We start from the raw sequence: 12,792 nt of genomic DNA, 5'->3' as shown, positions 1-12,792 counted from the left end.
CGCCCTTCGCCGTGCTGTGTCACACGAAGGCCTAGACGACGATCGAGACCATGCGGCCCTTCACGACGATGACCTTCTTCGGGGTCTTGCCGGTCAGCTGCGCCGCGACCTCGACCAGGGCGGCCTCGCGGACCGCTTCCTCGGACGCGTCGGCGGCGATCTCGAACGTGCCGCGGACCTTGCCGTTGACCTGCACGGGGTACTTCACCGACTCCGCGACCAGGAACGCCGGGTCGGCGACCGGGAAGTCGGCGTAGGCGATCGACGACCCGTTGCCCAGGCGCTGCCACAGCTCCTCGGCCAGGTGCGGCGCGAACGGGGAGACCATCCGCACCAGCGGGTCGACGACCTCGCGGGGGGCGCCGGCCGGGGAGACCTGCGTGGCGCGGTTGGTCAGCTCGATCAGCTTCGCGATCGCGGTGTTGAAGCGCATCTCCTCAATGTCGACCCGGACGCCGTCGATGACGCGGTGCAGCAGGCGGCGGGTCTCGTCGTCCAGGGCCTCGTCGGTCACCCGGGTGGCGTCGGTCTGCTCGTCGACGACCAGGCGCCAGACGCGCTGCAGGAAGCGCTGCGCGCCGACGACCGCACGGGTCTCCCACGGGCGGGACACGTCCAGCGGGCCCATGGACATCTCGTAGACGCGGAAGGTGTCGGCGCCGTACCGCTCGCACATCTCGTCGGGCGTGACGACGTTCTTCAGCGACTTGCCCATCTTGCCGTACTCGCGCTTCACCGGAGCGTCGTTGTAGAAGTACTGCCCGGGTGAGCGCTCCTCGACCTCCTCGGCGGGCACGTAGACGCCGCGCTCGTCGGTGTAGGCGTAGGCCTGGATGTAGCCCTGGTTGAACAGCTTGCGGAAGGGCTCCTCGCTGCTGATGTGGCCCAGGTCGAACAGGACCTTGTGCCAGAAGCGCGCGTACAGCAGGTGCAGCACGGCGTGCTCGACACCGCCGACATACAGGTCGGCGCCGCCGACGTCGCCGGGCTGCTGCGGGCCCATCCAGTACCGCTCGTTGTCGGCGGCGACCAGGTCGTCCTTGTTCGACGGGTCCAGGTAGCGCAGCTCGTACCAGGACGAACCCGCCCACTGCGGCATGACGTTGGTCTCGCGGGTGTAGGCCTTCGGCCCGTCGCCCAGGTCCAGCGTGACCTCGACCCATTCCTTGGCGCGCGACAGCGGCGTCTCGGGCATGCTGTCGGCGTCGTCGACGTCGAACGTCCGCGGCGAGAAGTCCTCGACCTCGGGCAGCTCGACGGGCAGCATCGAGTCGGGCAGCCCGATCGGCAGGCCGGTCTCGTCGTACACGATCGGGAACGGCTCGCCCCAGTACCGCTGCCGGCTGAACAGCCAGTCCCGCAGCCGGTACGTGATGGCGCCGACGCCGTGCCCCTCGGCCTCCAGCCAGTCGATGATCCTGGCCTTCGCCTCGGCGACGCCCAGGCCGTCCAGGAAGGAGGAGTTGATCGCCGGGCCGTCGCCGGTGAAGGCTTTCCCGTCGAAACCGTCGGTGGGCTGCACCGTCCGGATGATCGGCAGGTCGAAGACCTCGGCGAACTCCCAGTCGCGCTCGTCCTGGCCCGGCACCGCCATGATCGCGCCGGTGCCGTAGCCGGCCAGCACGTAGTCGGCGATGAAGACGGGGATGCGCGAGCCGTTGACCGGGTTCACCGCATACGCGCCGGTGAAGACGCCGGTCTTCTCCTTGGCGTCGGCCTGCCGCTCCACGTCGGACTTCCCCGCCGCGAACGCGCGGTAGGCGGCGACCGCCTCACCCGGGGTGGCGTGCCCGCCGGTCCAGACCTCGGGGATCCCGTCCGGCCAGGCGGCGGGGACCAGCGAGGAGACCAGCTCGTGCTCCGGGGCCAGCACCATGTACGTGGCGCCGAACAGCGTGTCGGGCCGGGTGGTGAACACCCGGATCGCGGCACCGCCGTCGGTGGCGAAGTCGACGTGCGCGCCCCGGGACCGGCCGATCCAGTTGCGCTGCATGGTCTTGACCTTCTCCGGCCAGTCCAGCCGCTCCAGGTCGTCCAGCAGCCGGTCACCGTACGCGGTGATCCGCATCATCCACTGCCGCAGGCTCCGCTTGAACACGGGGAAGTTGCCCCGCTCACTGCGCCCGTCGGGGGTGACCTCCTCGTTGGCCAGCACGGTGCCCAGCCCGGGGCACCAGTTGACCGGCGCCTCGGAGATGTACGCCAGCCGGAACCCGTCGACGACCTCGCGCCGCTCGACCGGCGTCAGGTCGGCCCACGCGCGGCCGTCCTCCAGCGCCCGCGCGCCGGAGGAGAACTGCTCGATCAGCTCCTCGATCGGGCGGGCCTTCTGCGCGTCGGTGTCGAACCAGGAGTTGAAGATCCGCAGGAAGATCCACTGGGTCCAGCGGTAGAACTCGGTGTCGGTGGTGGCGACGCTGCGACGGTCGTCGTAGGCCAGCCCCAGCCGGCGCAGCTGGCCACGGTACCGCTCGACGTTGGCCTCGGTGGTGACCCTCGGGTGCGTGCCGGTCTGCACCGCGTACTGCTCGGCGGGCAGGCCGAACGCGTCGAACCCCATCGGGTGCAGCACGTTGTAGCCGGCCATGCGGAAGTACCGCGTGTAGCAGTCGGTGCCGATGTAGCCCAGCGGGTGACCGACGTGCAGCCCCGAGCCGGACGGGTACGGGAACATGTCCATCACGTACAGCTTCGGCGCGCCCGCGCGCGGGTGGCTCGGGTCGCTGAGCGGGCCGGTCGGGTTCGGCGCGTAGAAGGTGCTGTGCTCCGACCAGTAGTCCTGCCAGCACGCCTCGATGTCCGCCGCCATCGCCGCCGTGTAACGGTAGGGCGGGATGTCGACCGCTCCGTCGGTCACAGCCTCACTCATGACTTCTCGCCGCCTTAGGTCTCGGGTGTCCAACATTGTCCGGGCATGAAAAAACCCCTCACGCAGGAGGGGTCGCCGTGCGGACGCAGTCAGTGCGTCAGCACGGCTCGCTAAGAAGCCGGACAGCCCATGTCATGCTTCGGAGTGTACCGCAGGGTCCGCGGCCGCTCGCAGCGCGTTTCGGCCGCCCCCGCGTGCGGCGCGTTCACCCGCGTGGTTCAGGCGCGCACAGCGGCCGGTACACCACCGGCGCACCGCACCTCGAACCGCAGCCGCTCCCCGCCCAGGGCGAACTCCACCCGCGACTTGTTGCGCGGCCCCGCCTGCAGGGAGACCAGGCTGCCACCGGCGGCGGGCTCGGCGCCGGTGACGTTGACCCGGTCGCCGGCGCACGCCGCGACGACGACCCCACCGGCCGTGCCGAGCCTGACGGACGGCCCCGCCGCGGGTGCGGTCTGTCCCTTGCCGGTGTTGCCGGTGTGTCCGGGGTTTCCGTTCCCGTTCGCGGCGTCTGTACCGACCGGGCCGCCGCCGCCCGATCCGCCGGCTGCGCCGCCCGCGCTGGCACTCTGGCCGGTGCCCGGCTGAGCGCCCGGCGGACTGGCCGAGGCGTCCGGCGAGCCGGCCGCGGCCGGCGCGCCGCGGGCCACCGCCGCCCCGGTGGTGACCTGCGGTTCGCTGGTCGGGCGGCTCAGCGCGAACGTCACCAGCACCGCCGCCACCGTCACCACCACCGCCAGCCCGGCGAGCACCCGCCGCCGCTCACCCGCGTCGTCACCGACCGCGTCCGTCGCGCGCTCACCCGTGACCGGCGCGACCCGGTCGGACTGCACTGACGCGTCCAGGCCGGGCTCCGCCGGCGCGACCCGGTCGGGCTCCACCGGGGCGGGGCCGACCGGGGCGGTGGCGGCGCCGAGGGCCGTGGTGCCGTCCGTCCGGGGCGCGCTTCCCGCGGCGGTCAGGGGCGTCGGCACCTCCGGTACAAGATGCGGCTCCTCGGCACTTGGACGGGGCGACACGCCCGCCGCCGCGGCGAGCACGGCCGCCGCCTCCTCCGCGGACGGGCGGGCGGCCGGCGCCTTGACCAGGCAGCGCATGCACAGGTCCCGGACCTGCGGCGGCACTCCGGGCAGGTCGGGCAGCGGATCGGGCGCGACGGTCACGTGCGAGCGCAGCATCTGGGCGGTGGCCTCGCCGTCCCACGGCAGGCGGCCGGTGAGGCACCGGTAGAGCAGCATCCCGAACGCGTACACGTCGCTGGCGGGCACCGCCTCGTCGCCGACCAGGCGCTCCGGCGCGAGATAGGCGGGCGTGCCGAGGACCAGGCCGGCGGCGTCGAGACCGCTGTCAGGATCACCGAGGGTGCCGACGATGCCGAAGTCGAGGAGCTTCGCCGCGCCCGGGGTGAGCACCACGTTGCCGGGTTTGACGTCGTGGTGCACGAAGCCCTCGGCGTGCGCGGCGGCCAGGCCGGCGGCGATCTCGGCGCAGACCCGGATCGTCACGGCGGGGCTGAGCGGTCCCGCGGCGAGCCGCTCGGCGAGCGTCGGCCCGCGCAGCAGCTCCATGACGACGAACGGGTTGCCCCCGGCGGTCTCGCCGAAGTCGTAGACACCCGCGACGTTCGGGTGCGAAAGGCTCGCCGTGGCCCGCGCCTCGATCCGGATCCGGTGGCGCCAGGCGGGATCGGCGGCGAACGGGCCGGCGAGGACCTTGACGGCGACGGCCCGTCCGAGGATCTCGTCGTGGGCGCGCCACACGACCGACATGCCGCCCTCGCCGAGCCGGTCGGTGAGGCGGTAGCGACCGTTGAGGAGCTGCCCGACGTTCTGCCCCTCTTGCATGGGTCCCAGTCTGCCGGAATCGGCGCGGACCGCATCCCGGGAGATCCGTTTGTTGGACATTTGCGGGGGTACGTGCGGCTCGCCGCGGGCCCGCGGAAAAAACGTTGCAGACAGTCACGACCGTGATGTCCTGAATGACGTTTTCCGGTGCGGCGCGGTGTGCGATCCCCGGCTAGCCTGAGGGGATACAAACGGCTCGGCTTGCCAACGTTTTCGTGCAACCGGGCGGTTCACCTACGGGTCTATCACCTAACGGTGGCCACAGCAGGACACGAGGAGGCCAGTTGACCAGGCACCGCACGTTCGAGGAGCTCGGGGCCCCACTCCCCAGCCCGGAGTTCCGCGCCGCGACCGATGCGATCGTCGCCAACATCGAGCAGGTCATCGAGGGCAAGACCGCCACCGTGCGGCTCGCGCTCGCCGTGCTGCTCGCTGAGGGCCACCTCCTCATCGAAGATGTTCCCGGCGTCGGCAAGACCAAACTCGCCAAGGCCCTGGCGAAGTCGATCGACTGTTCGGTCCGGCGCATCCAGTTCACGCCCGACCTGCTGCCCAGCGACGTCACCGGCGTCAGCGTCTACAACCAGGAGACGCGCGACTTCGAGTTCAAGCCGGGCGCGGTGTTCGCCAACATCGTCGTCGGTGACGAGATCAACCGGGCCTCGCCGAAGACGCAGTCGGCGCTGCTGGAGAGCATGGAGGAGCGGCAGGTCACGGTCGACGGTGCGACCTACCCGCTGCAGGTCCCGTTCATGGTCATCGCCACGCAGAACCCGATCGAGATGGAAGGCACCTATCCGCTGCCGGAGGCGCAGCGCGACAGGTTCACCGCCCGGATCGCGATGGGCTACCCCGACATGGGTGCCGAGCTCGCGATGCTCGACGTGCACGGCCGCCACGACGCGCTCGACGACATCCTGCCCGTCTCCGACGCCACCCAGGTCCGCCGCATGATCGCCACCGTCCGTGACGTGCACGTCGCCGACGCGGTGAAGCAGTATGCGGTCAACATCGTCACCGCCACCCGCGAGTCCGGTGAGCTGCGCCTGGGCTCGTCGCCCCGCGCGACGCTGCAGCTGCTGCGCACGGCCCGCGCCGTCGCCGCCCTCGAAGGGCGCGAGTTCGTGCTCCCCGACGACCTGCAGGCCCTGGCCGTGCCGGTCCTCGCGCACCGGGTCATCCCGACCGCCGAGGCGCAGCTGTCCCGCCGCACCACCGACGCGATCATCGCCGAGCTCGTCCACCGGCTGCCGCTCCCCTCGGACCGGCAGCCGCGTTCGCCGTACGACAGACCGGCCGACCGCACCCAGCCGCGCGGGCAACAGTTCGGGGGTCGCTGAGCATGCGGGAGGCGCTGCGGGGGCTCACCACCCGGGGCCGTAGTTTCCTGGCCGCCGCCGCAGCGGCCCTGATCGCGTCGCTCATCCTGGGCGAGCGGGACCTGCTCCGGGTGGCGGTGCTGCTCGCGGCGCTGCCGCTGCTGTCCGCCGCGTATGTCGGCCGCACCCGGTACCGGCTGTCCTGCAGCCGCACCCTGGACCCGCACCGGGTGCAGGTCGGCGCCAGCGCCCGGGTGATCCTCCGCCTGCAGAACCTGTCCCGCCTGCCCACCGGCACGATGCTGCTGGAGGACCGGCTGCCGTATGCGCTCGGCAGCCGGCCGCGGCTGGTGCTGGAGAAGCTGGGCGCGCACCAGGCGAGCTCCGTGGCCTACACGGTGCGTGCCGACGTCCGCGGCAGGTATGAGGTCGGCCCCCTGGTCGTGCGACTCACCGACCCGTTCGGGCTGTGCGAGCTGACCAGGGCGTTCCCGTCGGTCGACCGGCTCACCGTCATCCCGCAGGTCGTGCCGCTGCCGTCGGTGCGCCTCGCCGGCGAGTTCGCCGGCTCCGGGGAGAGCCGCGCCCGGTCGGTGGCCGTGCACGGCGAGGACGACGCCGCGACCCGCGAGTACCGCTACGGCGACGACCTGCGCCGGGTCCACTGGCGCTCCACCGCCCGGACCGGCGAGCTCATGGTGCGCCGCGAGGAGCAGCCGTGGGAGAGCCGGGCGACGGTCGTGCTCGACACCCGCTCCACCGCCCACCGCGGCGAGGGACCGACCGCCAGCTTCGAGTGGGCGGTGTCCGCCGCGGCCAGCGTCGCGGTGCACCTGCGCCACGCGGGCTACAAGATGCGCCTGGTCACCGACGCGGGGGTCGACGTCGACGCGACCGAGATCGACGGCGACGGTCCTCTGCTCGATCAGCTGGCCGATGTACGACTGGCGCAGCGCGGCGACATCGGCACGCTCATCGAGCGGGTCCGCCGGCGCAGCGACGGCGGGCTGATCATCGGCGTCTTCGGTCTCCTGTCGTCGGCGGAGGCCGAGCTCCTGGCCGGGTTCCGGTCCAACAACGCGACCTGCGTCGCCCTGTTCATCGACTCCTCGACGTGGCTCAACCTGCCGACGGCGGCCCGCGAGGAGGCCGACAAGGCCCATGGTGTCGCCTCCCTCGCGCTGCTGCGCAGCGGATGGCGGGTCGTCGAGGTGCCGCACGGTGCGAAACTGCCGGCACTGTGGCCACAAGCCGGACGGGGGTCGCAGGGCTTCGCCTGGCGGGCCGCGTCGGCCGAGAGCGTCGCCGGAGGCGTGCGGTGAACCAGCGCAAGCACCTGACCCTGATCGCGGCGGGGTCCGCCTACCTGTCGGCGCTGCCGCTGTTCAACGTCTTCGAGGAGATCACCTGGGCGGTCCGGGCGTTCCTCGTCGTGGCCGCCATGTGCGGCGTGGCGGTGCTGGTCCGCAGCCTGCGGGCGCCGACGTGGGCGCCGAGCGCCGCGATGGCGGTCGCCGCGCTGTTCGGGCTGACCTGGCTCTACCCGAGCTCCAACGAGTACCTCGGGATCATCCCCTCCCCCGGCACGATCAAGCACTTCGGCTCGCTGCTGAGCACCGCGTCGACCGAGATGAGCGAGTTCGCGACGCCGGTCGGTGACCGGCCCGGCTTCCTGTTCCTGGCCACGCTCGGCGTCGCGGTCGTCGCTCTCGTCGTCGACCTGTTCGCCGTCGTGCTGCGCCGCCCCGCCCTCGCCGGGCTGCCGATGCTCGCGATCTACTCGGTGCCGGTCACCGTGACCGTCGAGAGCACCAGCTGGTTCCCGTTCGCGCTCGGTGCCATCGGGTTCCTGTGGCTGCTGGTCACCGACAACGTCGACCGGGTCCGCCGCTTCGGCCGCCGCTTCACCGGCGACGGCCGCGACGTCGACCTGTGGGAGCCTTCGCCGCTCGCCGCCGCCGGCCAGCGCCTCGGCGCGGTCGGTGTGATCGCGGCCGTGCTGCTGCCGCTCGTGCCGTTCGCGATGCCCGCCGGCGTGATCGGCTCGATCGGCGCCGGCGCGGGTGGCGGCGGCGGGATCGGCCCGGGCGGCAAGAGCGGCCGGCAGGTCAGCATGTTCGCCCTGCTCTCCGGCCAGCTCAACCGGGACAAGTCCGTCGACATGGTCAAGGTGACCAACGTCAGCAACGACCCCGACCCGTTCTACCTGCGCTTCAACGTCCTGGAGGAGCTCACCAGCAAGGGCTTCAACGCGAAGCCGATCACCGGTGGCAAGAGCGTCAGCGCCGGCCTGCCCGCCCCGGGCTGGAGCGGGCCCGTGAAGACCACCACCCACAAGGCCAGCATCGAGATCACCAACGACCTCGCGATCTACTTCCTGCCGATCTACACCTGGCCGACGAAGCTGGAGAAGATCGACAGCAACTGGTCGTTCGACCCGAACACCGCCGTCGTGTACGCCAGCAAGCAGACGACGGCGAAGAAGAAGTACACGGTCGAGTACACCCGCCCCGAGATCAGCCCCGACGAACTGCGCAAGGCCGCGCCGGTCAAGGAGAACGACCCGGCGGTGCACGGCGCCCTGACCGTCCCGGCCAACAACACCGTCAAGGACAAGGTCGCCGAGCTCATCAAGGGCAAGACCACGGAGTACGACAAGGTCGTGGCGATCTGGGAGTCCTTCTCGCTGGCCAACGGCTTCGTCTACGACACGAGCACCGGCTTCGACACCAGCGGCTCGGCCATCGTCGACTTCCTCAAGAACAAGCGCGGCTACTGCGCCCAGTACGCGGCCGCCTTCGGCTGGCTCCTGCGCGAGGCGAAGATCCCGGCCCGGGTCGCCTTCGGCTTCGCCCGCGGCGGCACCCGCCAGGGCCAGACGATGACGCTCACCAACTTCAACCTGCACGCGTGGACCGAGGTGTACTTCCCGGGCTACGGCTGGCTGCCCTTCGACGCCACGCCCCCGCAGTCGATCGGCGGGTCGGTGTCCCCGTCGTACCTGCCCAACACCACCGGCGAGCAGATCGACCCCGCCGACGAGAACCTCCGCAACCGCGGCAGCGCCAACCCGAACAGCAGCGCCGAGGCCGCCCCCGCCGGCGACAGCGGCAACAACCCCGGCAACGTCGGCACCGGCGGCGGCACGGTGGACAGCACCCCGGTCCTCGTCACCCTCGCCGTGGCAGCCGGATGGCTCCTGGGCGGCCTGCTCGTCGTCGCCCTCCTGCTGTCCCCGGCCCTCATCCGCGGCCGGACCAGGCGTTCCCGGCTCCAGGCGGCGACCGGCCTTCCACCGTCACCCCCGCCGTCGCCCTCGCCTTCGCTGGAGGACGCCCCACCCGGCGTCATGGTCCTCGTCGCCGACGACCCCGTGGCCCGCTCCCAGGCGCACCACGCCTGGGACGAGCTCGTCGACACGATGATCGACTACAACGTCCCCGTCGACGACGCCGAAACCCCCCGCGCCACGGTCAACCGCCTTGTCACGAAGGAACGCCTCCGCGACAAGGCCGAGCAGGGCGTCCGCCTGCTGAGCACCGTGGAGGAGCACGCCCGCTACGCCAGGACCCCGCTGACCGGCGGCCAGCTCCGCTCCGCCGTCGACGACGTGAGGACCGCGTTCGCCGCCCGCTCCAGCCGCAAGACCCGCATCCTGGCGGTCCTCCTGCCCCCGTCGGTCCTGCGCCGCTGGCGCTCCGCCACCAGCCAACGCTCCAGCGCCGCCACCCTCGCCCTGGGCCGAGCCTGGGACAAACTCATGCGAGCCATCAGCGTGCGCCGCTTCGTGGCCCGCCGCGTCGACCGCTGACCTGCCTTTCCACCAGGCGCCCCCGGACGCTTTTTCCCCGTCCGGGGGCGCCTGCCCTCTTCACGCCGCCCACCCGACTCACCCTGCGACCTGCCCACCGGCACGCCCACCGTCGACCCCGCTGTCCCGTGCCGGCCTGATCCTTGTCCGCATGCACAGCACATGACTCACCACAGCCGCGCCGCCAGCCGCCTCCCCGCCCTGACGCCGCCAGGGGAAGCACCGCCACGACCCATCGCGACAGCCCAGCGGCGCGACGCAGCACAGGCGCGACGCGGGCAAGGCGGGACGGCGGTGAACGGCCCCTCGCCGTGGTCGCGAGACGACGTCGCAGGCACGTCGCAGGCACGACGCAGGGACAAGGGCAAGGCGGGACGGCGGTGAACGGCCTCTCGCCGCGGTCGCGAGACGATGTCGCAGGCACGACGCAGGCACAGTGAAGCGAGGCAGCCGGCGGTTGAGGGGTGAGGCGGGCTGGGTCAAGGTGTGGAGCGAGGCGGCCGACGGAGGAAGCCGTCCATCAGCGGGCAGACGGGTGGGCGCGTCGACGAGGAACATGTCGACGCGCCCTTGCCGTGCCCGGGTGGGTCAGGCGTCGCCTTCAGGGCGGCGGCGCCAGCGTTCTTCCAGGCGGTCGACCAGTCCGCCCCTGCGCTGCCGGGTGCGGCGTGTAGCGGTGCCCCCGACGGCGTGCAGGTCGGTGCTCTGTCCGCGGCGGTATGCCTGGACGCCGAAGACGAGGGCGCCCAGCATGACGACGAAGCCGCCGACGCCGAGGGGTGGGATTGAGATGGCGACGCCATAGACCAGTAGCGCCATGCCGGCGAGTAGGAGCACCGCGGCGGCGATCATCCGACGCTTGGCATGGAACCGCGGGTCGGTGGCTCGCACCGCCGAGGCAAACTTGGGGTCCTCGGCTAGCGACCGCTCGATCTGCTCGAACAGCCGCTGCTCGTGTTCCGAGAGCGGCACGGCACTCCTCCCCGGTCGCGAAGGTCGACCCTGATGGACCGACAGTCCGGCACAGCCCGTCGGGCTGCGTACTGGCAAGTTTACGAGGGGCTCACCGGGTCGGAAAGCGGGACGATGGTCCGGCCGTGCCGATTTTCCGTCGAGTCGGGCTCTATCTGCCCCCATTGTGGCGTGTCGGGGGTCCGGAAGGTGAGTCGGGGGCGGGTGCGGCGCCGTTTCCGTCGCGGCGGAGGCCGTCGCCGCGCAGGAGGCTGGCGGGCTTGACGAGGCCCGCGCCGAAGCGGGCGGCGACCGCGTCGGCGGCGCGCTCGGCGTCGCGCCAGCCGTGGTCGCGCTCACCGAGCGTCATCTGGCGTGGCGCTCCGTCAGCGGAGGTGAGCCCCTCGACGCGGACGCCGATGAGGCGGATGCGCTCGCCAGGGCGGGCGGAGGTGAACAGGGCCCAGGAGATCTCGAAGATCTCTCGGGCGACGTCGGTCGGGATGTCTACGGTGCGTGATCGACTGAGCGTCTGGAAGTCGGCGAGCCTGATCTTGACCGCGATGGTGCGGCCGGCCTGGTCGGCATGGCGCAGGCGCTGGGCGACCTTGTTGGACAGGGCGAGCATCGTGCGTCGGATGATTGACAGGTCGCTGACGTCGACGTCGAACGTGGTCTCGGCGCCGATCGACTTCTCCACATGGTCGGGAATCACCCGTCGGGGGTCACGCGCCCACGACAGCTCGTGCAGATGATGGGCGGTGGCGTCGCCGACCGCGGCGCGCAGCATGCCGAGCGGAGCGGCGGCGAGGTCGCCGACGGTCTTGAGGCCGAGCCGCTGGAGGGTCTCGGCGGTCCGGTCGCCGACGCCCCACAGGGCGCTGACGGGCAGCGGGTGCAGATACCGCAGGGCCAGGGCGGTCGGGACGACGGCCATGCCGTCGGGCTTGGCGCGGGTCGAGCCGAGCTTCGCCATGAACTTCGTCGAGGCCACCCCGACGGAGCAGGTCAGCCGCTGCTCGGTGGCGACCCGGCGGCGGATCAGGGCGGCGATCTCGGCGGGGCGGCCGAGCAGTTTGCGGGCGCCGGCGACGTCGAGGAACGCCTCGTCGAGCGACAGCGGCTCGACCAGCGGCGTCACGTCGCGGAAGATCGCCATGACGGCGCGGGACGCTTCCGTATACGCGGCGAAGTCGGGCGGCAGGAAGACCGCGTGCGGGCAGAGCCGCTGGGCCCTGCTGCCGGGCATGGCGCTGTGCACCCCGAACCGGCGGGCCTCATAGCTGGCGGCGGACACGACGCCGCGCGGGCCGGCGCCGCCGACGATGACGGCCTTGCCGCGCAGCTCCGGGCGGCGTCGGATCTCGACCGACGCGTAGAACGCGTCCATGTCGACGTGCAGCACCGTGCAGCCGGTGTCGTCGGCGTCGGGGCCGAACTCCCCCGCGCCCGAACCGTCCCTCGGCACCACCTGGCTCCGCCCCATGCCCGCACTCTAGCCAGACCCCCCGACAAAAGGCGCGCTACAAAGCGGCAAGCCGCGTTTGACGGGAAGTTAGGATTGCCTTACCTTCCTGGCATGGCCCTCCTCGCGCTGACGTCGCCGCTGGCGCCCGTCGTCGCGGCCGTGGAGGGCCTGCGGCTGCAGCATCCGGACCTCGTCCGCTGCGTCGCGCAGGGGTTGGTGACCAGCGGCGGCGACGGGTGGCGGCCCGGCACGGACCGGTGCGCCCTCGCCGTGCTCCTGGTCGCGGGCTGGACCAGGGCGCGGAGGGTGCCGCTGCCGGCCGGCGGCGAGACGTTCCTCAACCGGGCCGGCCAGCTCGGGATCCGCCGGGCGCGGGTGGCGGTCCTCCAGGACGGCCCCGTCGCGGGAGCACCCGGCGTGGTGGTCGCCGCGTCGAGGCACGAGCTGCTGCAGATCGTCCTCGAGCACGCGGTCGAAGTGGGCCCCGAGCTCCAAACGATCATGCGGAAGCTGACACACGGCAGCTGACG

Annotated in this window: 8 protein-coding genes; 4 read left to right on the top strand and 4 right to left on the bottom strand. The window is 72.0% G+C overall.

Translation table 11 applies throughout. The features are described 5' to 3' along the window. Window positions 1–31 precede the first annotated feature (31 nt). Both leuS and ACFY3L_RS11470 read right to left on the bottom strand, forming a co-directional pair. Window positions 32–2,869, bottom strand: coding sequence for a leucine--tRNA ligase (leuS, locus tag ACFY3L_RS11475; RefSeq protein WP_389321675.1), 2,838 nt, complete (start codon window positions 2,867–2,869; stop codon window positions 32–34). Window positions 2,870–3,087: 218 nt separating this feature from the next. Next, window positions 3,088–4,713, bottom strand: coding sequence for a protein kinase (locus ACFY3L_RS11470; protein WP_389321673.1), 1,626 nt, complete (start codon window positions 4,711–4,713; stop codon window positions 3,088–3,090). A gap of 284 nt (window positions 4,714–4,997) precedes the next feature. On the opposite strand from ACFY3L_RS11470, the gene ACFY3L_RS11465 reads away from it, so the two are divergent. From ACFY3L_RS11465 to ACFY3L_RS11455, 3 genes are read left to right on the top strand one after another with little or no spacing between them, the layout of a single operon-like run. Beyond that, window positions 4,998–6,053, top strand: coding sequence for an AAA family ATPase (locus ACFY3L_RS11465; RefSeq protein ID WP_389321671.1), 1,056 nt, complete (start codon window positions 4,998–5,000; stop codon window positions 6,051–6,053). Window positions 6,054–6,055: 2 nt separating this feature from the next. Continuing rightward, window positions 6,056–7,354: a DUF58 domain-containing protein gene (locus ACFY3L_RS11460; protein WP_389321669.1), complete on the top strand. Its 1,299-nt coding sequence runs from the start codon at window positions 6,056–6,058 to the stop codon at window positions 7,352–7,354. Further along, window positions 7,351–9,843, top strand: coding sequence for a transglutaminaseTgpA domain-containing protein (locus tag ACFY3L_RS11455; protein ID WP_389321667.1), 2,493 nt, complete (start codon window positions 7,351–7,353; stop codon window positions 9,841–9,843). Before ACFY3L_RS11460 ends, ACFY3L_RS11455 begins: the two co-directional genes overlap by 4 nt. 588 nt (window positions 9,844–10,431) lie before the next feature. On the opposite strand, the gene ACFY3L_RS11450 is transcribed toward ACFY3L_RS11455, so the two are convergent. Together ACFY3L_RS11450 and ACFY3L_RS11445 are read right to left on the bottom strand one after the other, a co-directional pair. Then, on the bottom strand, window positions 10,432–10,815 hold the full coding sequence (locus ACFY3L_RS11450) for a DUF3040 domain-containing protein (RefSeq protein ID WP_363411903.1): 384 nt from the start codon (window positions 10,813–10,815) through the stop codon (window positions 10,432–10,434). 151 nt (window positions 10,816–10,966) lie between these two features. Continuing rightward, on the bottom strand, window positions 10,967–12,280 hold the full coding sequence (locus tag ACFY3L_RS11445; protein ID WP_389321665.1) for a DNA polymerase IV: 1,314 nt from the start codon (window positions 12,278–12,280) through the stop codon (window positions 10,967–10,969). Between the two features lie 93 nt (window positions 12,281–12,373). Here ACFY3L_RS11445 and ACFY3L_RS11440 point away from each other — a divergent pair, with 93 nt between their 5' ends. Beyond that, window positions 12,374–12,790 carry a hypothetical protein gene (locus tag ACFY3L_RS11440; RefSeq protein ID WP_389321663.1) on the top strand — a complete coding sequence of 139 codons (417 nt, stop codon included), beginning with the start codon at window positions 12,374–12,376 and terminating at the stop codon, window positions 12,788–12,790. Window positions 12,791–12,792: the final 2 nt, after the last annotated feature.

Origin of the sequence: Dactylosporangium sp. NPDC000521 (assembly GCF_042898305.1) — a bacterium.
Classification (GTDB): domain Bacteria; phylum Actinomycetota; class Actinomycetes; order Mycobacteriales; family Micromonosporaceae; genus Dactylosporangium.
Note: the sequence above shows the minus strand (reverse complement) of the source record. Positions and strands in the feature narration are given on the sequence as shown.